Source organism: Arenicella xantha (assembly GCF_003315245.1).
In the GTDB taxonomy this organism is placed as follows: Bacteria; Pseudomonadota; Gammaproteobacteria; order Arenicellales; family Arenicellaceae; genus Arenicella; species Arenicella xantha.
Map to the genome: position 1 here is coordinate 106,228 of NZ_QNRT01000005.1, position 23,576 is coordinate 129,803.

The 23,576-nt window shown below is 49.0% G+C and carries 16 protein-coding genes; 12 read left to right on the forward strand and 4 right to left on the reverse strand.

Annotated features, from left to right (window positions below; genetic code table 11):
* Positions 1 to 202: 202 nt before the first annotated feature.
* From DFR28_RS15800 to DFR28_RS15840, 9 genes are all read left to right on the forward strand, one after another.
* Positions 203 to 11,818: an inverse autotransporter beta domain-containing protein gene (locus tag DFR28_RS15800; RefSeq protein WP_113955353.1), complete on the forward strand. Its 11,616-nt coding sequence runs from the start codon at positions 203 to 205 to the stop codon at positions 11,816 to 11,818.
* A gap of 109 nt (positions 11,819 to 11,927) precedes the next feature.
* The gene (locus DFR28_RS15805) at positions 11,928 to 12,446 is read left to right on the forward strand and encodes a phage tail protein (RefSeq protein ID WP_113955354.1); all 519 of its coding nucleotides are present in this window, start codon (positions 11,928 to 11,930) and stop codon (positions 12,444 to 12,446) included.
* 11 nt (positions 12,447 to 12,457) lie between these two features.
* The gene (locus DFR28_RS15810) at positions 12,458 to 12,979 is read left to right on the forward strand and encodes a phage tail protein (protein ID WP_113955355.1); all 522 of its coding nucleotides are present in this window, start codon (positions 12,458 to 12,460) and stop codon (positions 12,977 to 12,979) included.
* 12 nt (positions 12,980 to 12,991) lie between these two features.
* Complete coding sequence (locus DFR28_RS15815) at positions 12,992 to 13,513, forward strand: phage tail protein (RefSeq protein WP_113955356.1); 522 nt, start codon at positions 12,992 to 12,994, stop codon at positions 13,511 to 13,513.
* 18 nt (positions 13,514 to 13,531) lie between these two features.
* Complete coding sequence (locus DFR28_RS15820) at positions 13,532 to 13,963, forward strand: DUF6916 family protein (protein WP_113955357.1); 432 nt, start codon at positions 13,532 to 13,534, stop codon at positions 13,961 to 13,963.
* A gap of 88 nt (positions 13,964 to 14,051) precedes the next feature.
* Positions 14,052 to 14,900, forward strand: a complete 849-nt coding sequence (locus tag DFR28_RS15825; RefSeq protein WP_113955358.1) for a hypothetical protein — start codon at positions 14,052 to 14,054, stop codon at positions 14,898 to 14,900.
* 239 nt (positions 14,901 to 15,139) lie between these two features.
* On the forward strand, positions 15,140 to 16,051 hold the full coding sequence (locus tag DFR28_RS15830; RefSeq protein ID WP_170132134.1) for a lipase family protein: 912 nt from the start codon (positions 15,140 to 15,142) through the stop codon (positions 16,049 to 16,051).
* Positions 16,048 to 16,542: a GNAT family N-acetyltransferase gene (locus DFR28_RS15835; RefSeq protein WP_113955360.1), complete on the forward strand. Its 495-nt coding sequence runs from the start codon at positions 16,048 to 16,050 to the stop codon at positions 16,540 to 16,542. The genes DFR28_RS15830 and DFR28_RS15835 overlap by 4 nt, the downstream gene beginning before the upstream one ends.
* Positions 16,543 to 16,698: 156 nt before the next feature.
* On the forward strand, positions 16,699 to 17,202 hold the full coding sequence (locus tag DFR28_RS15840; RefSeq protein ID WP_113955361.1) for a TIGR00645 family protein: 504 nt from the start codon (positions 16,699 to 16,701) through the stop codon (positions 17,200 to 17,202).
* Here DFR28_RS15840 and DFR28_RS15845 read toward each other — a convergent pair.
* Positions 17,195 to 18,103, reverse strand: coding sequence for a LysR family transcriptional regulator (locus tag DFR28_RS15845; protein WP_113955362.1), 909 nt, complete (start codon positions 18,101 to 18,103; stop codon positions 17,195 to 17,197). The genes DFR28_RS15840 and DFR28_RS15845 overlap by 8 nt on opposite strands.
* A gap of 132 nt (positions 18,104 to 18,235) precedes the next feature.
* Between DFR28_RS15845 and DFR28_RS15850 the strand changes: the two genes are divergently transcribed.
* A complete protein-coding gene (locus DFR28_RS15850; RefSeq protein WP_113955363.1) occupies positions 18,236 to 19,285 on the forward strand; it encodes a zinc-binding alcohol dehydrogenase family protein in 1,050 nt (349 codons plus the stop codon).
* Between the two features lie 76 nt (positions 19,286 to 19,361).
* Positions 19,362 to 19,655, forward strand: a complete 294-nt coding sequence (locus DFR28_RS15855) for a putative quinol monooxygenase (protein ID WP_113955364.1) — start codon at positions 19,362 to 19,364, stop codon at positions 19,653 to 19,655.
* A 46-nt stretch (positions 19,656 to 19,701) separates the two neighbouring features.
* On the opposite strand, the gene DFR28_RS15860 is transcribed toward DFR28_RS15855, so the two are convergent.
* On the reverse strand, positions 19,702 to 20,391 hold the full coding sequence (locus tag DFR28_RS15860) for a VIT1/CCC1 transporter family protein (RefSeq protein WP_113955365.1): 690 nt from the start codon (positions 20,389 to 20,391) through the stop codon (positions 19,702 to 19,704).
* A 327-nt stretch (positions 20,392 to 20,718) separates the two neighbouring features.
* Here DFR28_RS15860 and DFR28_RS15865 point away from each other — a divergent pair, with 327 nt between their 5' ends.
* Positions 20,719 to 21,561, forward strand: a complete 843-nt coding sequence (locus DFR28_RS15865; RefSeq protein ID WP_147251032.1) for a TraB/GumN family protein — start codon at positions 20,719 to 20,721, stop codon at positions 21,559 to 21,561.
* A 71-nt stretch (positions 21,562 to 21,632) separates the two neighbouring features.
* On the opposite strand, the gene DFR28_RS15870 is transcribed toward DFR28_RS15865, so the two are convergent.
* Together DFR28_RS15870 and DFR28_RS15875 are read right to left on the reverse strand one after the other, a co-directional pair.
* On the reverse strand, positions 21,633 to 21,938 hold the full coding sequence (locus DFR28_RS15870; RefSeq protein WP_113955367.1) for a YkgJ family cysteine cluster protein: 306 nt from the start codon (positions 21,936 to 21,938) through the stop codon (positions 21,633 to 21,635).
* 150 nt (positions 21,939 to 22,088) lie between these two features.
* Positions 22,089 to 23,375 (reverse strand): MFS transporter, encoded by a 1,287-nt coding sequence (locus DFR28_RS15875; protein ID WP_113955368.1) that lies wholly within the window; start codon positions 23,373 to 23,375, stop codon positions 22,089 to 22,091.
* Between the last annotated feature and the right edge of the window lie 201 nt (positions 23,376 to 23,576).

Genomic DNA, 23,576 nt, shown 5'->3' on the forward strand with positions numbered 1-23,576 from the left:
CACAGAAATTAGTTTGTTAACAGTTGGTTAACAAAACCTCGTTTACGCTGACTAGGCTAAATGGACTACATACAGAGTTTAGTCATTAAACTATTGTTTGCATTAACTTGAGGTAATGTGGTTTATTAGGCAGATGGACTGTAAAAGTTCGTCCTACCGAACAGAACGCTGTATTAACTCGTCACCAAATTAGGAAGCACGCATGAGTATCTCTAGATTCTTTGCATCAGTACGTCGTATCGCGCAATCATCGAACCTTATTGTTATTACAGCTGCCTTGGTTGCAGTGCCGGCTTCAGCTGAAGAACGATCAGGTACCGCCACGGTTGGTGGGCGTTTTAGTAGTGATATGGCAGAGGCTTATTTAAGTATTCTTGCGCCGTTGTCGTCGACTGATGACAGTTTGCTGTTTTTGAATCCTAGGTTGTCGCTGAAAGACGAGGGAGAAAGTGAAGGCAATTTTGGTATAGGCTATCGCAAGCTATTTGGTGACAAAGCCATATTGGGCGCAAACCTTTATGCCGACCGCAGTCGCTCAAAATACGACAACAGCTTTAATCAATGGGGTATCGGGCTAGAGTTTCTAACCGACAGTTTCGATTTTCGTGCCAATTACTATAACCCTGGAAGTGACACGGTTATCGGTGCCACCGCCAATGTGGATACGTTCGAGCAATTAATCGACATCCAAGAGCGCATTGATCGAATGCGCGCTATTAGTCGCAGTCTAGTCGAGAGTCGCACGTCTACAATCTCCAGTGATTTTTATGAGGGTAATAATCTCCTCAATACGACGACGGCAACCACCACTGATCGGTTTCGTACCACCACAACTGATACCACGACGACTACCACTACTACCACTACCACGAACACTTACAGTGATTTGTTGTTCGAAAAGCGTGAGGGCGGATTAGAGGGCTATGACTTAGAGTTAGGTTATAAACTTCCGCTGGCCGATACTTTGCCCGAAGTTCGCGTGTTTGGCGGCTATTACGATTTTGATGGGCCATTTAACAGTGAAATAAAAGGCGCCAAGGGGCGTTTAGAAGTTCGTGCCGGAGATTACTTAACCTTTGACGCCGAATTATTCGAAGACGATGAATTGCACGGTTCCGACTACTATGTCGGCGCACGACTAAATTTACCGTTCAGCTTTAGCCGTTTGTTCGATGGCCAGAATCCCTTTCTAGCGCGCAAAGATGATATCAAGCGTTTCCGTAATCGCCCATTAGCGGCACGTCTTGGTGAAGAGGTACTGAGAGACGTGAATATTCACGTGGCCGAAAGCGATTTCGCTGAGAACATTGCTAAGCGCGAGACAAATATTGAAATTGATGTGGTTGAGGAAGTTCAGGTAGATGTTGAAACGACATCCCGCACCGATTCCGTGGTAACCCGTCGCGAAGATGAGTTGCGCTACACCAGTGATGGCGAATTGATTACCTTGACCCACGTAGACAGTAATTCGACCGGGGCTGATGTTGGTACTTTTGAAGACCCGAATACAACATTAACATCAGCGAATGCGACACAGGCCGCGGACGCGAATGACATCGTGCTGATTCATGCCGACTCAGCGTATAACGATGAATCAATTGAGGTTACGGATAATCAAATGGTGGTTGGTCAGGGTGGTGGTGTCGAGACCAGCATCGAGACTGATCAAGGCACGGTAGTTCTGCCGAACGCCAATGGTGGAACCAGTGCGCCCGTGATCACCAATGGTGGCGTAAATATTAATTCGAATAATGTGCTGGTCACCAATTTGGCTATTGATGGTGGCAGTATAACTACCGCAGCTAACGGTGAGCATTCGGATCTGACCATTACCAACATGAGTATTGCTAATTCGAGTGGTGATGCAATTAGTCTAGGTGATGGTGGTGGCACGTTGAGCGGTACCATTACGCTGTCTGACATTACCATTACAGACAGCGCTGACGACGGCATCGATATCCAAAATATGTTGGCCAACACGCAAATAGTGGGCAATAACATTTCGATCACAGGTGCTGGCGATGACGGCATTGATTTTGATGATTTAATCAGTGCTGCGACTAATTCCAACATGAGCTTCACTAATGTGGTTGTCGAAAATAGTGCTGATGCAGGCATTACCTTAACTGGGTTGGCTGATGGTTCAACGACTTCATTCGCAAATACGCAAATTGACTCGAGTGGTTCAGATGGTTTACGTGTTGATGGCCTGAACGCTGGTGCAACACTAAACGTTGAAAATTTCGATGTAGCAACCAGCGCCGAGAACGGTATTGGCATCTATAATTCTGACGGCACCATTACATTTGATGCGGCCTCATCGATTGCCGATAGCGCAGAGCATGGAGTGTTGATACAAAGCGGTGATGTTGATCTCAGCTATTCTGGCACCATAGATCACACATTGGCTGGGGCTCAAGAGGTTATCGAAATCAGTAATACTGGCGCCGCGAGTTCGGTTGTCTTTGACAGTGAGGCTGACAATGCTATTGTTGATACTAACTTAGGCATCTATGTAGACAACTCAGCTGGCGACCTTACTGTGAGCGCTGATGCGGAGCTTTCAGGTCTCGATGGGGTATACATAAGCGGTGCAAGTGGTACTTTGACTTTTGATAATACGCACCTGCGTAATATTGAAGGAGTACTGGACCCTAATGGCGCTGCAGAGGGCGCGCTAGACCTACATGATAGTACCGCAACCGTGGTGTTTGGTGAGGGTAGTTCGATCGATCAGGGCGTTGACTTAGCGGCTGTAGCCGTGGGTTTTTTTGGTGCTGGCGATAACAGCACTTTAGAGTTTAACGGCACAATTAACGCGACTAATGGCGACGGTTTGCAGTTCCAAGATGCCGACGGTGTTTACAGCTTCAATGGCACTAGCACCCTAAATGGCGGCGATGCCGGCATTGATATCTCAAATGGTTCAGGCGGTGAATTTACTTTTGAAAATACCGCCATTACTAATGCGAGCGGTGTGGCGATCAATATAGACGGCCTTGATGGTGGGACAGTTACATTTAACGATGGCTCAGCCACCACCAGCAGCGGTTCGCCAACGGTTAACATCAGCAACGGCACTGGTACCGTCAACGTAACAAACAGCGCGATTAGTCAACAAGGAACCGGGCGCGTTATTAGCGTAGAGCAATTTGGTGCCGCCGGCGACAATATATTGTTCGACGCAGCAGGCAGTGTTTCAGCACTCGCATCGGGTAATCAAGGTGTGGTGATTCAAGACGTTAACGCTAATGTCACGCTCGGCAATGCGAACATTGCTAATACTGCTGGCGATGCGATCACTATTGATAATTCGACAGGTCAAATGAACTTGAGTTCGGTCAGTGTGGTCAATGCTGGTGCGAACGGTATACACGCCACTGATCTAAATGGCACTTTACTCATTCAGCAAGGCACTACCATCAACGGCGCAGTCGGCGACGGTATTCGTGTAGATTCCAGTGGCGCACCGGTAGCGACTACAGTACAAGTTTTGGGTACAGCTGACAGTGTTGATGTCAGTAATGTTGCTGGTAATGCTTTAGTGGTGGCGGATACAACCGCGCCAGTCTTACTCTCCGATTTTGATACACAAAATATTTCGGGCAATGAATTTGTGTTCGATAATTCGGGTCCAGTGACCGTGACCGATGGACTCACGTTCGCAGACATCGCGCAAGGGTTATTCATTAATCAAACAGGCAGTCACCTGATCACTAATGCTGACCTAACTACGCTACAAGTTAGTGGGGGTTCAGCTGATATTACAATCACCGATTCGGCGATTGTTAATAATACCAATGCGGCAACTATTTCAGTGGATGGCGGCCACAGCGGTTCGATTACCACTGATGCTAATACCACCATCGAAACGACTAATGGCACTGGCTTCCAGTTCGACGATGCTGATGGGACTTACGCCTTCAATGGCCCCAACACCTTTAATGGTGGAGATGCCGGGATCGATATTGTTAATGACTCTAGCGGTACGTTTACCTTTGGTAGTGGCACGGCAATCACTAGTCCAAGTGGGGTTGCGCTTAATATCGACGGCAGTGATGCGAACGTCACTTATAACGGTACGATCACGCAGAATAACGCGGCAACCGCTATCAATATCGCCAATAATACCGGCGGTACTGTCACCATTGCTGGCCAGGTCGTTGCGAATACGTCAAATACGGATTCTGTCGTTATCAGCAATAACACCAGCACCACCAGTTTCACTGGCGGGCTCAATCTAAATACCACCAGTGGTACCGCGTTGTCTGCCAACAATGGCGGTACGGTCAATATCAGTAACGGTGGCGATGAATCAATCACCGCCACGAATGGCGCTGCGGTGCAAATTGCAGACACCAACACCAATATCGTCCTAGACTCCATTTCAGCAAATGGTGGAGGCGCTGGTGTCGGGGTTCATTTAACCACCGCGGGCGCGGGTTCTATATTTGCAGTCAGTGGCACAACCCAGCTGGACAATTATCTTACTGCAATCTTGCTCGAAGATAACCAAGGTACAGCAACCTTCGGGACTACCAATATTGATATGAGTAATGCCGGCGGTGCCCGTGGAATCGATTTTCTTGGCACTAATAATGCCACTAATTTCGGTGTTACCAGCATCACCAATGTAGGTGGTGGTGCTAGCCAAGTGGGTATCGATTATGCCAATAGCACGTTGCTTGGCGGTTCCTTGTTTACTTCAGTGGATATCTCCGGCCCCGCTACATCGACAGATTCGGTCGCAGTAGACTTAACGGCAATGCAAGGTAATCAAGTGGTTCGTCTTGGCGAGCAGGTTCGCACTGGCGCATCGAGTCATATTACCGACGTGCATGGTGGTGTACTTATTGATAATACTGCTGCCGTGCAGTTTACCTTTGGTGATGGCGAAGACGCCACTGACACGCTGTCTACGATTGATGTAAACAGTCAAGCTGGTGCCTACACGGTCGACGCGGCTGGTGGCACGTTAGCCGCATCCAACTTCAACTTCGAGGATGTCATGGTTGGTTCTGGCGATTCAGCAAACTTACCTGCTGGCGCAAATGCACCTATATTTGTCAGTGAAACGGGAGGCACAATTACCGCGTCTACCAACAATCTCAGTGACGATGTTACGACCATCACGGTTGCTGATGCTGAAAGTCTAGCGGACACAGACCAGCTATTTGTATTCGTTGGTGACAGTGGCGGCGATATCGACGTAGCCGGTGGTGCTGTCGACGGATTTACCCTGGATGAAGGTCAGAGTATTGATAGCTTCAACAATGGCAACACGATTTCGTCGGGTCAAGCACAGCCAAATAATATCACTGGTAATATTGGCTCTAGTGGCGTCACATACAGCTCGGATGATGTCACCGCAATTAATACCGCGGCCGGCGCAACCAGTGTTATTAATATTGATGGAGCAGGAAACAACCAAGTTAGTAACTTAAATGTGATGAGCCCAACCACGGCAGGAGCATCAGGGGTTGTCGTACAAAACGTTGTTGCCGGCCCAGTTACCTTATCAAATTTGACGATTGATAATGGTGCTATGGCGGCAGTGACCTTGAGTGGAAATTCACAGACGATTAACCTGAATAATGTCGATGTCGCAGACTTAGATTTGTCTGGCGTTAATGCCGGTACGGCGCTTACGATTACTGGCGCCAGCCACGCTGGTCAAGTGGTTGTTGGTTCGGGTTCTGATCTCGGCGGCACCACAGGTACCGTTATCTCCGCAAATGTGGGCGACAATGTTGTGTTGCTCGACACCAGTGGTACGCAACTTAATGTTAGCGGCAACACCGGTACGGTTATTGATATCAATGGCCTAGCAGCTGGCAGTAATTTGAATCTAGGTGCAATTAATGCCGATGGTGTGACCGCCGACAGTGTGTTGCGGATTCAGAATATGGATGGCGGCAACCTAAATGCGCAAGCGATAGCGATTACTAATTTCGGTGACGCAACAAGTGACACGGCGATCGATATAGCTGGTAGCGCCGGGTCGTTAAATTTTACCGAGCTTGATATTGCTGCGACCAGTGGTAGTGCGTTGGTGTTAGAAGGTCAAACTCTGGCAATTGCTAATACCGATAACGATATTACGACGCTAGATGGCCAAGCGCTGAACCTCGACGGTACAGTGATCGCCGCAGGCGGTGTGACTTTCGATCAGGTTACGGCGAATGCGACTACTCAAGATGTGGTATCAATTAACAACACAACTGGCGGTGACCTAATACTCAACGATGTTGCGCTAAGCGGGAGCGCGATCACCAAGGGGCTGCTTGTGTCCGGTGGCGCGCGCAGCAGCAACGTCTTGGTGAATGCTGGAACCATTGCTAATGGTGTTTCGATTATCGGTTCAGGAGCTGGTGACGTAATAGTCGATGCAGATATCAGTGCCGCAGCTGGCTACGCCGTACAAGTCGCGAATCGTGGCGCCGGCGCCGGCGTGGTTGATATCAATGGCACTGTCACCAGCAGCACCGGTGCTGTTTCGATACAGAACAATTCGGCCGGCACGGTACAGTTTGACGGTGTGGTGACCGGTGCTGGTGGGAATACTAGCGGGGCGATCAATGTCGGCGGAAATACGGGCGGCACGAACAACTTTAATGCACTAGTTGACATTGATGTAACTGGTAACGGTACTGGCGTCATGATTGGCAACACCAACACGCCAGGTGCAGCGGTGAACTTTAATGGCGGGCTAGATGTTAATTCGGTCAATGGCGTCGCTCTGAGTGTTGAAGGTGGCACGATTTCGGTGGCAAATGCAGGCACTGAATCGGTTGCAACCACTGGCACTGCCGGTGCGGTCAATATTGACGGCGCAACTGTGGCTGCTAGTGGAATCAATCTCGATTCAGTCAGCACCAGCAGCTTAGCTTCATCAAATGCAATCAATGTTAATGACGCAGTTGGCGGTGCGATTACTATTGCGTCGGTCGATACCAACGGTACTGTCCTGACGACGGGCTTGAATGTCAGCGGCGATGCTCGCACTAGCAACGTGCTAGTCAACGGTGGAACCATCAATAATGGTCTGACAATAAGTGATGACGGAACCGGAACAGTGGTTGTCGGAGCGGCTATTACCGACAACGCAGGTTACGCGGTTCGAATTGAAAACCGTGATGGTTCTGCGGGTCAAGTAGACATTAATGGCGCGGTGAGTAACAACACCGGCGTAGTATCAATTCAATCGAATTCAGCTGGTACGGTGAACTTTAACGGCGTGGTTACCGGCACCGGTGCCAACACGACTGGCTCGATCAATAGCGATAATAACACCGGTGGCAGCACCAACTTTACCGCCTTAGTCGATCTCGACCAGACCGGCAATGGTGTTGGGGTTGATCTACAGAGCGGTATTGGCTCTAGTACCAACTTCACCGGCGGTTTAGATGTTACAACGGCTTCAGGTACTGGGGTAAACGTGTTCGAAGGCGGCACGGTGTCTATCACCGGTGCGAGTAATAGTATTGCCACTGGCAGTGGTCGCGTGATGACGTTTTCAGATTCAACTATCGGTGCAGCTGGTTTAAATTTCGCATCCGTTGCCAATACCAGTGCAAACGCGTTCGCGAGCCTTGAAATGACTAATGTTAGCGGCGGAGATCTAATCATCGGCACTACTAATTTAACCGGGTCAGGCGTTCGTTTAGCGGGGACTATTGATTCAGATGTTGAACTTGGTGATGTGGATATTGCCTTAACTGGCGATAGTCAAACTGGCCTGGACCTAAGCGGTTCGGCACTCAACGGCACGCTGAATGCGTCGGACTTTGATTTAACTTCAAGCAGTGCGACCGATACTGTTGGTGTGAATCTAGTTAACACTACAGGCACCGGCAGTATTCAACTCGGAGATACTAATCAGAACGGTGGTGATAATGCGACGATTACCGGCGTGAATGATGGGGTTCTTTTTTCATCCGTGACTGACACCGACTTTACCTTCGGCGATGGTAGCAACGTAAATCCTGATGGTATTGCATCGACAATTGATGCGGTTACACCAATAAATGATAACGGAAGCGGATTGCCAGCAAGCGGTGGCTATCATTTTAACGACGTCACTTTAATCGGTGATACCTCAGCCTTGGCCGGCCCCGATGTGTACTACGTTGATGCCGCTGGCAGTGGTAATGGCAACACTCAAGGAAATGCTGGCAGCATTGATGGTGCAGAGAGTTCCGGTGCGGATGCCATTGTCTTGATCGACACCACCAACAATAGCTCGGCGGATGTTATCGATCAAATGAGTGTTCCACATATCAGCGCAGGCTTAAGCAACTCACTTGAACTTGCAGATGGTCAAATACTAATCACTCTGATTGGTGGGCAAGTCATTGATCTGGGAATATTTGGCTTGTCGGGAGGTGTTCCATCGAACTTCGAAATTAATGTGAGTGGTTCATCTGTGATTACTGGCTCGGCGACCTTGGATAGTTTGGCGCCGGTTCTAACCACTAGTGTCGGTGACACCGTGGTGTTGAACGGATCTTCAACTTTACAAGACGTGGTTCTAACCAACACTGGCACTGGCACCGCTGTATCGGGTGATTTCAGCAGCAACGAAACCGTCACCATCAACACTAGTACAGTAGATGGAGTTAGTTTCACACCGAGTGGTGGCACAACTACCGTTAATTTGAATAACCTTGCCTCAACGTCAACGGTAAGTCTTAATGGCTCTGGTGGAGGCGCTATCACCTTAAACACCACTGGTACCAATACAATAGAAACGGTCGCTGACCAAATTCTAAACTTGGATACTGTGACACTTGGTGCTGGTGGCGTTAACTTTGCTTCATTAACATCAACAGCGGCTGTTAGCGCTGGTGATGCAGTACGATTAGCCGCGATTTCGGGCGGTAATTTTTCCGGCGGTAATCTAACCGTGGCTGGCACGCTCGCCGGTAATGGTTTGTCGGTAGTTGAGACTAGCGCTAATACCTCGTTCAATTCCATTGATATAGATAATGTCAGTGCAGCTGGGATTTCGATAGATTCTATTGGCGGCGATGGTGGCAATACTGGAGATTTCACTGTGCTCGGTCTAACCGACATTAGTGGTACCGGCGCAGGCCAAGCGGCGATCGCTATCGCCAATCATAGTGGCGCAACCACTTTCGCAGATATCAATATCAATAATCGCGGTGGTGCTGGTATTGCTATTAATGGTGCAAATGATGGTACGCAAGATATCGAACTTGGTAACGTGACGATCAATAATCAAAACAGCAGCGTAACCACCGGCTTGGAGATCGCGGATATCAACGCGGCGGGCAGCACGGTAGACATCACCAGCGTTGCAATTAACAACAATGGTGCCAACAGCTCAGCTATTGCTCTGTCGAACAATGATGGCGCGACCATCAACATCAATGGCGGCAACGTGCAAAATGCCGCTGCCGCGGCGGTCAGTATTTCAAACAGTAGCGGCAGTGCAACCTACGCTGGCACCATCAACAACAGTGCGGGCCGCTCACTTCATGTATTCACTAATGAAGGCGGCGGCGTGGTGAATATCACCGGTGCCATTACGGATACCGGCGCCGGCATTGTTTTGGAAAACAACGATGTGGGCGGGGACGCAACGATCAATATCTCCGGCGGCATGAACTTGAGTACTGGTACTGACAATGCGTTCACTGCTGTCAATGGTGGTGATGTTACTGTCACCGGCAGCAATACGATCTCGACCACCTCTGGTAGCGCGCTGGCAATAGTGAATGCTGATGTGACTGCCGAATTTGATTCAGTGACGGCGAGCGCGTTAAACGGTAACGCCGGAATTCGGATTACCAACTCGGGCAATGGCACTATCAATGTCAATGGCGGCTCGATTACCAATATCGGCGCTGGAAACGCGATTGATATTTCGGGGGGCAGCGGGAGTCTGACTTTTGCTACCGACATCAATTCGTCCGGCGCAACAGGGCATGCCGTCGAAGTTACAACGCATACTGGTGGTAACGTGGTTTTCTCCGGCAATCTGACGGATAACGGGGCAACCGGCGGCAGTCTGCGGCTGCAAAATAACTTGGGTTCGACCATCACGTTCTCGGGTGGTACAAAGCAAATCAACACCGGCACCAGTGATGCGTTCGTTGTGGCGAATAATTCGGCGGTCAATTTTACTAATGGCGGCCTGGATATCGATACCACCACAGGGAATGGTTTTGCGGTCACCGGCAGTGGCACCGTGACAGTCGAAGGAGCAGGTAATACCGTTACCACGACAACTGGTACGGCTGTCAACATTTCTGGTGGCACCTCGATTGGCACAGTGGCCGGCGGTCCACCAGCGTTGAGTACCGGCAGCGGCATATTCAGCGGCGGCTTCGGCGTGACATTCGAAAGCATCAACGTAAATGGCGCAACTCAAGGCATTAATTTGAACAATGCGGGCTCAGGTGGATTCCAAATCACCGGCACCGGTACGACTGCTGGCTCCGGCGGCACTATTCAAAACACTGCTCAGGACGGTATCGACATCACCAATACCGATAACATCTCCTTGGCAAACGTGAATTTGCTGAATAACGCGCAAACCTCATCCGGCACTACTGGCAGCGTATTCGGTGCCGCCGGTGCGACCGATGGCTACTTTGCGGCACTCGATTTGTTGAACGTGGACAACATCGTGCTGCGCAATATGAGTATTAATGGCGGTGAAACTGGCGCAGGCGTGAATAACAATAACGGCGAAGTTGGCATCAGCGGCCGTAATGTGTCTGACTTGTTTGCCACCAACGTGACGGTGGAAAACTTCGGCAACGCCGGGAATGAAGACAATGTGCAGTTCCAACAACTAACCGGCACCGTTGGCCTAAGCAACTTTACCAGCCGTGATACCGGTGGTGGCTTGTTCTCGGTCAACAATACCTCAGGTAATTTGGCGCTCACGGTCGACAATGGCGCCTTCGAGGAGACGGTCAATGGGGTTGGTCGTGGAGGCTTGGAGATAAGCGTTGCTGGTGCCGGAACCACGGTAGTGAATGTTGACAATAGTACCTTCGGTAATGGCAATACCTCGCTTACTGACGGTGGCATTCAAGGTACCGCATTGTCGCTTAATGTAGGTGGCACTCAAGATGCGACCCTGAATGTTAATAGCAGCAGCTTTAATGGTGCTAACGTTGGCATCAGCGGCACACTGGATTTGGGCACCTCGCCCGAGCTAGCCATGAATATTGGTAACACTAGCGGTAATACGATTAATCGCACTCGTTCAAATGCGATTAATATTTTTACCAACGGTAATTTATCGCCGGGTCAGGGCAGCGTCCGTGCCAATATCCAGAGCAACAGAATTGGCACGGCGGGATTAAATATGTCTGGCTCCCTATTTGGCAGTGGTATCAGTGCGCGCAATGAAGGCGGCGGTGAAATGAGCCTGCGGATCAATAACAATACTATTCAGGAAGTTGGTGACTCAGCGGCGGGGCCGGCCGCTGGCTTCGAAGGCATTTTTATTGCTGAAAGTGTAACGGCCGGCACCACCAATGCCACGATTACCAATAATGTAATCCAAAATATACACGACGACCGAGGCATTCTAGTAGCTCTGCTCAATGGCGGCACTAGCTGCACCAATATCTCGGGTAACACTTTTGCTGGCACGATTCGCGAAGATGCACCATTTAGTGGCACGACGTCAGTAATTCGAATACGGCAGGATGCTGGCACACACAATGTGGTGCAGGGCAGTGCCGCCGCCTTGGCTACTGCCAATGGCTTGGTCGCGGGCAATATTACTGAGTCGGGTAGCTTTAATTACTCAACACCAACGTGTGTAGTGCCTTAACCAGCTAAACGTAAAGTTAAAAGCGAATGTTTAAAAGACTCCTGGGTGATCTCAGGAGTCTTAGTCAGAGAATCTACTACTAATTTACTTCAATCAGGAGGATGTACTTATGTCAGAACCATTTCTTGCCGAGGTTCGAATCGTAGGATTCAATTTCGCGCCGCGTGGCTGGGCGTTCTGTGATGGGCAAATTCTGCCGATTAACCAGAATCAGTCGCTGTATTCCCTGTTGGGAACTACCTATGGCGGCGATGGTCGGACCAGCTTCGCGTTGCCTGATTTACGTGGCCGTGCACCAATGCATGTGGGTAGTTCAGACGGTGGTGAGGAACACCCAGAAGGACAAAAGTCCGGTGAAGAGACCCACACGCTATCAGCTGCCGAAATGCCACAGCACACACATGCGCAAAAGGCCTCAGCAACTAATGCCGATACCTCGACACCGACAGGCCACCTACTAGCACGTGAGGTTAGTAACCCATACAGCGCGGCTACCACGTCAAAGGAACCGTTCGCGGCTGGCACCATTGCCAATACCGGCGGTGGCCAAGCACATAATAATATGCAGCCTTATCTTGCATTGAATTTTTGTATCGCACTGCGGGGTTTATTCCCGTCACGCAATTAGGAGAAGGAGTTATGTCAGAACCATTTGTAGGAGAAGTAAGAATGTTTGCCGGCAACTTTGCGCCGCGTGGCTGGGCCTTTTGTGACGGTCAGTTATTAGCCGTTTCGCAAAATGATGCCCTGTTTAGTTTACTGGGCACCATTTATGGTGGCGACGGTCGAACCACTTTCGGCTTACCGGACTTGCGCGGTCGAGTTCCGATTCACGCCGGTCATGGCCCAGGTTTAAGTGCGCGCCGCCTTGGAGCCAAAGCGGGGTCAGAAACCGTAACCCTGACCGTAAACCAACTACCGTCCCACACGCATAATATGGAAGGCGTTGCCGCCAACGCTACTTTACCAAACCCTCAAGACAACCATCTAGGCACCAGTACTGTCATCCAGCCTTTTGCTCCTACCGAGTCACTGGATGAAAATATGGCAACCACAGCCGTTGCAAAGGTTGGTGGCAGTCGCTTGCACGCTAACGAACAGCCGTACTTGTGTGTGCATTTCATTATCGCGTTGTTTGGAATCTATCCATCGCGCCAATAAGGGAGAATTAATATGTCAGAACCATTTATTGCAGAAATTCGAATTTTTGCCGGCAAGTTTGCCCCTCGTGGCTGGGCCTTATGTAATGGACAATTATTACCAGTGTCGCAGAATACAGCACTGTTCTCACTGATCGGCACCACCTACGGTGGCGACGGGCGAACCACCACTGCTCTGCCTGATATGCAAGGCCGATTGCCCATGCATCCAGGCCATGGTCCAGGCCTTAGTGCTAGGCGGCTTGGTCAGCATGGTGGCGTGGAAAAGGTCACGTTGACCGAAGCGGAGATGCCAAATCACTCGCACAGCATGCGTGCATCCGGTGAAAATGGCGAACAGGGTACCTTTACAGCCAATACCAAGTTAGCGCGCTCCCGTAGCGGCGCGCTGTATCAAACCAATACAACTACCAATTTAGTTGATATGGCGCCGCTGCCAAACACCGGTGGCTCACAGGCTCACAATAACTTACAACCTTTCCTAGCAATGAATTTCATTATAGCGCTGGTTGGTTTGTATCCGTCACGCAGCTAAGAAAAGGAGATAAAAAGCATGAATAGTACTCTTAATAGAAGGCGTTCGTTTCTGCAATGTGTCACACTGGGTGGGGTAGCGATTGCGTCACCACTTACTTCAACCGCAGCGCTGAATTCGCTTGCCGACGGTCTGCAACGAACGGAGTTTCCGTTGCCAGACTTTGATAATTTGATTGGCGAGGTAGTGCAAATCAGCTGCGTAGACAGTGGTGTTTGTCATGCGACAGTGAGTGAAGTCGCAAACATTGAGTTTGAGTCAGACACTGTGCAGCGGCCTAAGTATTTGCGTCAAACGGCTAAGGTGGTACGTTTTGATGTCGACGGCACCATGGAATTTAGCAATACGTTGTATCACGTTAGTCATCCTATGCTAGGCAAGCTCGAACTGCTCTTGTCACCGGTACCTGATGCAGATGGTGCAATTGGCTTGGAGGCCGTGTTTAATTAATTACTCGACTTAATCGCCGCTGCGTACCGGTTTGACATATCAATACCAGGTACTAATCTTAAAATTTTTGTAGAAATGAGCTATTTAAATGAAAAAAGTTATCAAACTTGTAATCCAATCGACTGTGGCGCTATTGGCAGTGCCTTCGATGAACGTGTTCGCAGCCGAGCATTATGCGTATGTAATTGATTCCAGTTACACAGTCCAATTGGTGTCGATGAAGGGCGTTGCGGAGGCACAGTCTAAGCCAGACTTTGCGCTCAATGTGAGCTCTGGTGGGGATGGGAGCGTGTGGATTGTATCCACTGACTCGGGTAAAGCTGATCGCGGCGGTAATCTATTGAAAGTACGGCCCAATGGGAGTACTGAGTGGAAAACAGTGAAGATCGAAGGCGGTGTTGAGGTGTCTGATGTCAGTGGCGACTACGCTGGCAATGCCTATGTGGTAGACGGTGCAACTCAAGAAATTCTACATGTGACCGCAGCGGGAAAAATTCTGAGTCAAGGCAACGCTAAAGGGCCGTTTTTTGACGTGAGTGCATCCTTTAGCGAAATTGGGCCTGCTGAGAATTTGATTGCGGCTATTGGCTCCGAACCAGATGCAGGTATTGGTAACCCCGTGTACTTTTTCAAATCCTCCAAAACGGGTTGGAAGCCACGAGGGGTTGGTGCTAAAGATGTAACCGGCTATTGGATAGTGACAGCGAGTGGACAGGTAAAGACCGCGGCCCCTGACAATCCAATAATGGTAAAATCACCCGAAAATACCGCAAGCAGTATAAGTGTCTCTAAGTCTGGGCTAGTGTGGATACTGAGCCAAGAGCCAAACATCAATAAAGGTGGTGCGTACTTAAAAGTATGGGATGGCAAAGGCGCGGATTCCTCGAACTGGATAAAAGTCCCCAAGATTGGAGCGTATGCGGTGTCAGCGCGCTAGATTGCCCAATTTTGTACCGAATTAGTAGCGCATAGCCGTAGGCTTTTTCGAAAAATTGATTGGCTGACAATGCCCTTGCCGGCAACCGAGCTGGTAATAGATATTTTGGCGCCTGCTGCATGCACTAACGGCTTGCATGATGGTATAGTTGTATTGGGGCAGGACAATTAGGGGGCTAAAATGCGCATTGCGCAAGAATCAACCGATCATGTTCGGTTAACATGTCATGGACGACAATCATGATTAAACCACTTTGCCTTACCATGTTGGTGGCCTATTTTTTGACTGCGTGTGCAACTGCTGGGCGTGACTCCGTGCCACTGTCGCAGGCCGAAGAAGTGGGCTTTTCTCAGCAAGAAATTATCGATTTTGGTCAAATGGTGAATCTAACTTATGATCAATTTCACCGGTATTCGAGTGACTTTAGCCCGCCCGCACCTGACACGTTTGTAGCTGGTTATCGAGCCACGCAAAACTTGCATTCTCAAGATAAGCCGAGCGACAGTAAGCGTGAATTTTATGGATATCTTGCGCGATCCAATGCCGACCCTCAGCATCTGATAATTGCAGTCCGTGGTACCAGCGATGCAGCGGAATGGCTAGATGATGTTAAATTCGACAAAGTTCCTTTTTCGCATAACGCAAAGCATGGTCGAGTTGAATTGGGTTTTAAACAGGTGTTCGACAGGTTTGCTATTTCTGATTTTGGCAGTCGCCACGATGTCAGCCTAGATGAATACTTGGCGGCACTTGAGGACGTGTCAATGATTACCGTGGTCGGGCACAGCCTCGGCTCGTCGTTGGCGACGCTGATGGCATTTGATTTCAGCGTTAAAGGCTATGCTGATGAAATCAGAATACTCACGTTCGCCTCACCTCGTACCGGCGATCATCACTTCTCGGCAGCTTTTGTTGCGCAAGTCCCTAACAGCTTGCGTGTGGTGAACGAGCCGGACTTGGTACCAAGAGTCCCACCACGTCTATTTAAATTTCGCCATGTGTGGCACGAATTGAAGATCGACTCTCGGCTTCATTCACGAGTAAAAAGGAGTGTTACATGCTTTCATAGCCTGTCTACCTATTTGTATGTACTGACAAGGAGCCAACATGCCTCACAATTTGAACCAACCGCAGAATGCTTAGCCTTATGAATCCAACATTACTCGATCAATATGATCTCACCTTTCGACCCGCGACCGACAAAGACCGGTCGTTTCTGCGCCGACTGTATGGTTCCACGCGAGAAGTTGAAATGAGTATGGTGCCATGGACCAGTGAGCAAATTAGCGAATTTCTGGATATGCAATTCGAGGCCCAACATAAGTTCTACCACGACCAATTTGCGGAAGCTGAGTTCAGTATCATTATGCAATCTAGCCGTCGCATTGGTCGGCTATATCTTGACGTTCGGAAGGACGAAATACGCATTATCGACATCGCTTTAGTGCCGCAATCTCGAGGTCGCGGTTTCGGGGTCGCGCTGCTCAGCCACATTCTCGATAAGGCACGTCGTTTGACGCTGCCGGTGACCATTCACGTCGAAAAAAATAATCCTGCTATGTCGTTGTATAAACGTCTGGGTTTCGTCTTGGTGGAAGATCAGGGAGTGTACGATTTGATGCGTTGGAATGTTGATAATTAAATGGGGCTAAATCGCGGCCTATAATTAATTTGCGTGCTAAACATGGCTCGTTCAACCGTGCGGTTAACAAATCAATTGCTTAGCGACTCCCGTCTGTAGTCATTTAGCGGTATGATAAGTTCCCCCTGAAATTCGCCTTAAGTAAACCTTATTTCCATGGAACAATTCTTTGAACGAATGATGTACCGCTCACGCTGGGTACTGGCACCGATCTACTTTGGCCTAAGCTTGGCGATCCTCGCTTTGGGTATTAAATTCTTTTTGGAACTATTTCACTTGTTGGTGGATATCGTTGTGTTATCTGAAGCCGACATGATTTTAGTGGTGTTGAGTTTGGTTGACATTGCTATGGTCGGCGGCTTACTGATTATGGTAATGATGAGCGGCTATGAGAATTTTGTCTCGCAAATTGATTTAGGCAAAGACGAAGAGAAGCTCAGTTGGTTAGGCAAAATGGATGCCTCGTCATTGAAAGCCAAAATAGCCGCCAGCATTGTGGCCATTTCATCTATTCACTTACTAAAAAAGTTCATGGCTGCCGAGACCGTCGATAATGACAAGTTGCTATGGTACGTGGTTATGCACATTACGTTTGTTGCATCAGCATTTGCGATGGGCCTGTTAGATGTGTTGTATTCGCGGGTTAATCAGCCTAAATAGCTAGTCGTTGGGCAAATTTGGCGCGTAGCATATCTCGTAACAGCAGTACCGCCGGTGTGATTTGACGGCGTGTTGGGCTTAGTAGATTCAATGAGATTCGACGAGATTGATGATCCGGTAATACGCGTACTAGTCGACCGGATTTAAGGTCTTCAGACACATCGAGTCGTGATTTAAACGCAATCCCGCGTCCAGCCACAGCCCAACGGCGCACGACATCGCCGTCATTCGCACATCGGTCACTTCGTACCTGTATTTTAAGCGCACCAGTATCGTCTTGGTGATTTGATACTAACTCCCAAATTCGATTTGGGCGGCTGTTTAGTTGTAACAACAAACAGTTATGCTTGCTTAAGTCGCTGGGTTTGGTCGGGAGACCATGTTTGGCTAAGTAGGTTGGTGAGGCGCACAGTATTCGATTGATCGTTGCCAGCTCAAATGCCACCATTGACGAGTCTTCCTGATTGCCATAGCGGATTGCTAGGTCAACGCGATCTAAATAAAAGTCAGAGAGTGAGTCACCCAAAAAGAGGTGGATCGACAAATCTGGATGAGCCAACATAATCTCGTCGACCCAGTCGAGCAGCATATTGCGGCCTAAGTCGGAGGGCGCGGAAATTCTAAGCTCGCCAGCTACCTTACCTTTCAATGAGTGAATTGACGCTTGCCCAGCATTGAGGCTAGCAAGTGCCTCCCGGCAGTACACCAAAAAGCGTTCACCTTCGCCAGTGATGCGAAGCTGTCGCGTGGAGCGAATGAATAAGGCCACACCAAGTTGCTTCTCAAGTCGTTTAATCGCCGCACTGGCGGCTGCAGCACTGATATCGAGTTGCTGAGCGGCACGGGTGATGTTGCCACTATCGGCGATACGGACAAATAGCGTTAAATCATTGACGTTCATTATCAAAAATATTTTGAATATGTTTCGCCTATTATGCCGTTTATGTGCTTGCTGTGCTTGTTAATAATAAGACCAAGCAAATAAACCAAGTCTAGCCAATAACCGGCCTAGGCAAATTATTGAGGAGAAGTTATGAAAGCAATTGCCTATCAAACCCAACAGCCCATTGAACATAACGATGCTTTAATGGATATCGAATTGGATAAGCCCGTGGCCACTGGCCGCGATATTTTAGTGAACGTGCGAGCCGTATCGGTCAACCCCGTCGACACCAAAATCCGTGCCTCGGCGTCTGCCGCTGAAGGTGAATACAAGGTCCTCGGTTGGGATGCTGTTGGCGAGGTCGTCGCGATTGGTGAAGCGGTTGAGCTTTTCAGTGTTGGAGACCAGGTGTGGTATGCCGGTGATCTAACACGGTCTGGGTCTAATGCTGAGTTTCAATTGGTCGATGAGCGCATTGTTGGTCTAAAACCAACGACACTCTCCAATGTTGAAGCGGCCGCAATGCCACTTACGGCGATCACCGCGTGGGAATTACTGTTCGACCGTATCGGTTTCGTACCGATGCTCGCAGATGATGCCACTGCCGACATAGCGGTGTCGGGCGCGCCTAAACCGAGTTTGTTGATTATTGGCGCGGCCGGCGGTGTTGGCTCAATTCTCACTCAACTGGCCACGCAGCTAACCGATGCTACTGTAATTGGCACGGCATCGCGCCCCGAGAGCCAAGCGTGGGTTCGCGAACTGGGAGCGCATTTTGTGATTAATCATCATCTGCCATTGGCTGAGCAGCTTAAGGAGCACGGCATTGAACAGGTGTCTCACGTAATTAGCCTTAATCAAACCGATCAGCATTTTGCCCAATTGGTTGAGGTGCTCGCTCCGCAAGGCAAACTCGCACTGATTGATGACCCTAAAGCGCCTATTGATATTATGCAGCTAAAAGCAAAGTCATTGTCATTGCACTGGGAATTGATGTTTACTCGTTCGATGTTCAATACTTGGGACATGGTCAAACAACACCAGCTGCTCAGTCACGTTGCGCAATTGGTTGACCAAGGGCGTTTGAAAACCACGCTTGGCGAGAATTATGGAACCATCAATGCGGCGAATTTGAAGCGTGCACATGCTCATATTGAGAGTAATTCGGCAGTCGGTAAAGTTGTTCTCGAGGGATTTTAGTAGCCTCGTGACGCGTTTCCATCAGTCATATTGAGAAGAACATTAAGTCCTAACTGAGAATTTTTTTGAGTAAACTATGAATAATGAACTAACTATCGTCGCGCGTATTGTCGCAAAACCAGCACAAACTGATTTGGTGAAGTCGGCTCTAGTGCATCTTATTGAGCCAACGCGCAAAGAACAAGGTTGTATTCGATACGATTTGCATCAAGATAACGAAGAGCCCTCGGTGTTTGTATTTTACGAGAGCTGGGAATCGCGAGAGCTATGGCAAGAACATATGAATAATGATCATCTCAAAGCGTATATCGAAGCCACCGATGGTGCGGTAGACAGCTTTACCCTAAATGAGATGTCGAAAATTGCTTGAAGAAAGGCAAAAGCTGTTTTAGCAGAGTTGCCTGACTTCGGTAGTGTTAGGCAACAACGCCGAATAGATTGCCAACCACGGCGGTTAGCGCCATAGCCAATGCTCCCCAAAAAGTGACTCGGGCAGCCCCCTTTAGTACTGAGGCACCACCAACTTTGGCGGCCAGTGCGCCCAGCATTGCCAAAAATAGTAGTGATGAGCTAGCGACTAATGAAATCAAAGTTGAGCCGGGCGTGAGCCATGCAACGATCAATGGTAAGGCGGCACCAAGGGTAAACATACTGGCTGATGACAGTGCCGCTTGCAGAGGCCGCGCGCTTTGGCTATCCGCCAAGCCGATATCATCACGAATGTGAGCGCCCAAGGCATCATGCTCCATAAGCTGCTCGGCAACCTGTCTAGCTAAGTCGGCGTCGAGCCCTCTGTCCTGATAAATGTCAGCCAGTTCAATTTTTTCTGATTCATAGTTGTCCTTTAGCGACCGCTTTTCGATGGCTATATCGGCTTTCTCGGTGTCCGCCTGCGAGCTGACCGAAACATATTCGCCGGCGGCCATCGACATGGCGCCCGCGACCAAACCGGCAATTCCCGCCAGCAAAATGCTCTGTTGAGATGCACTTGCGGCGGCTACACCGATAATCAGGCTTGCAGTGGAAACGATACCGTCGTTGGCGCCTAATACGGCTGCTCGCAGCCAGCCAATGCGATGTGAGCGGTGAATTTCTTGGTGGCTCATAAATTACCTGGTCTGGTGATATGATTAAGGTGCTGAATCAAGCGTTTGTTTGCCATGGTCACGTCTATCAAAAGTTGCAACAGCATTTAGGATAAATCAAAATCAGCATCAAATTTACAGTTTGTGCCCTGCTCTAAATTTCAGTATCAAAATACGGTCAAAGAGTACCGCAAATAGATTAATGCGGTTTGAGATGTCGAGGAGTAACGCGGTCTCGGTTAAATCGCGTAATTGCGGGTTGCTGATGGATATTAAGCTGCGAACCTGTAATAGTGATTTATTTCAACAGTGGTTTTTCAAAAGGAGCTGAAAGTGATGCTATTAAGCATGAGACGCTGGCTACATGTGCCAACTGCGGCGCTATTATTTGGCTGTGTATGTGTGTCTATAAGTTTAAGCTCGACTGCATTTTCACAAAGTTCCATACCACCGGTTGATAAGCAGTTTGCACAATTGGCAGCATCACATCGGATTCTTTTGTTTGGCGAATTACATGGCACGCAAGAGATGCCGGCGTATTTCGCAGCGCTAGTTAGTCAGTTAGCGCGGCGCGATCAAGTTATTAAGGTCGGTATTGAGCATCCGCTTGATCAGGCCGGAGACTTAAATGGATATTTACAATCGGCAGGGAGCTCCAAAGACCAACAATTGCTACTGGGTAATGGGTATTGGAATGCGACACATCAAGACGGTAGAACCAGTTACGCGATGTTCACGCTGGTCGAACAATTAAGAGTATTAAAATCTGAAGGTTATGACGTTGAACTATTTGCATTTGATGACCAGCAAGCTGAGAATCGCGATAAAGCGCTCGCCGCAAATATTTCGCGGGTTTATCAGAACAATCCAGAAGCCTTGCATTTAGTTATTACTGGCAACATCCACAGTCGGTTTAAAAGAGGTGCGCCGTGGAATCCTGACTTTCTACCGATGGGCTTCTTTTTACGCGAATCAGTGGGGGCATCTCTAGTGACGTCGGTGGAGTTTAGTCACGATGGTGGCAATGCATGGTTATGTACCCCTGAGTGTAAGGTAACTGAATTGGCTAAACCTAAAACCCCGACTGAGCGTTTTACATTGCGCAAAAAAGCACCGTCCTATCACCATGATTTTGCGCTGAATGTAGGAACCATTGAGGTGAGTTTACCCACGCTGGAGCGCCGCGATTGATAGAGATTTAAATGACGCTTCTAAATGACCCTTCAAGAGCTAGTTAATCGGTCGCTATGATCTACGAGCCGCTAGCTGATTGGCGTGATGCCGCCGAGAGAACGTTCAGTGTGGCATTCGTGTGAACCCAATTCAAATTCTCGACAAATCCACGGACGATTCTCATAGATCGAACACATTAAGCTTTCGCGGTTTAATGCTGAGCACCAGCCGTCATCTAAGCGCAACATGGTCTCACCGCCCCATTCATCAATCGCAATGTGTTCCTCAGGAACGCCGGTGTCGGTAATAATCATTACTTCTAAGCGGCAGCAGCAAGCCCGACAACTGCTACAGGTGACTGCAGTTTTGGCCATCTCACCAGTATCAATTGTCATGTTCATCGCAAATTAGAATAATTGCGCACTGTAGCGTAAATTGAGATTTATCGATATTCATTTAGCCGTGAGTGTTGTAGCGCTTACTCGTGCTGGCACTCACACAACGGTCAGTCACAATTATGTATTTAATATGTATGTTAGCAAGCACTACTGAGCGCGCGCGAATCGACCGACTGCGCGTTCGCGGATTGGCAGGTGTATGATCGCCGCGAGTACCCCGAGTAAGATATTGATCAACCAAACAAGATCGTAGCGAGCCGCATCTCCGTAAGTTGAGAATCCTAGGTATTGACCACAAAATGAGCTAACGACCTGGAATGCGTCGGACTGTTCGTAGAGAAACCCACCTAAATAAACCCCTGTAAAGCTACCTAGTTGGTGCGATAGAAACACCACGCCATATAGAAGCGCCATATAGCGTGTGCCAAACATGACGGCGACTAAGCCAGAGGTTGGAGGAATGGTGGCGAGCCACAGTAGACCAATGCCGATGCTGAAAAATACAATCGAATAAATCGACGCTGGCAATATAATGAATATTGCTATGACCAAGGCGCGCAACAAGTAGATCCACGCCAGCATAGATTGTTTGGGGACACGGCCAGACCAGACTCCCGACATGTAGGAACCAATCATATTAGCCACGCCAATCAGCGCTAAACTCCATGCCCCAACTTTGGCACTAAAACCTAGGTCGCTGAGATAGGCTGGCATGTGTACGGTGATGAATGCCAAATGAAAACCACAAACATAAAAGCCAATGACCAGTAAGACGTAGTGCTTGTGTTGAAACGCTTCCTTGAGGGCTTCTAAGGTCGACTGGTCAAGTGCCTTGTCGTGCACCTCGTTGGCACCAGAGTAAGGCGCCAATGGAATTGCCATAATGACCATTAAGAGCGTCATGGCTGACAGAATTTGCAATGACGAAAACCAGCCAAAGGCATCAATTAAGGTTTGCGAAAACGGCACGATCAAAAACTGACCCATTGATCCAGCGGCTGTTGCAATGCCGGCTACCCATGGCTTTCGATCATCGGGCACGGCGCGCATCAATGCCGGAATGACGATGCCGAATGAGGTACCGGCAATGCCTGCGCCAACTAGAATGCCGGCCGAGGAATTTAGCAATAACGGTGTGTCGGCATAGGCCATCGAGAACAAACCAACCGCATACACCAAGACAGCACCAAGGATAATTCGTAGATTACCGTAGCGATCAGCTAAACCTCCGGCGAATACCGCGACCACGCCCCAACTTAAATTCTGAATGGCCAGGGCGATCGCGATAGTGTCTCGACCCCAGTTGTGAAATTCCGAAATTGGTTTTACGAATAAGCCAAACGAAGAGCGAAAACCAAACGACATCATCAGTAGCATGCAGCCGCTGAGAATCAGTATTTTGGTGGCGGGGGCAAGTTTGCTGGGCTGTGGCATACGCTGAGGGAAAATTACAGACTAAGTAGACTGACGATAATCGAAATCAATTCTCGCCACCAGACGCTATGGCTAATATTTTTTGTGAATAGTGAACTGAGTGGAACTCGCTAATTTTTGCAGATTAATCTAAAATTTTGCAAAGGCATTTTGAGTCAGCAACTTGTGTGTACGAGGTGCTCGATTGACGTTGCGTCAACA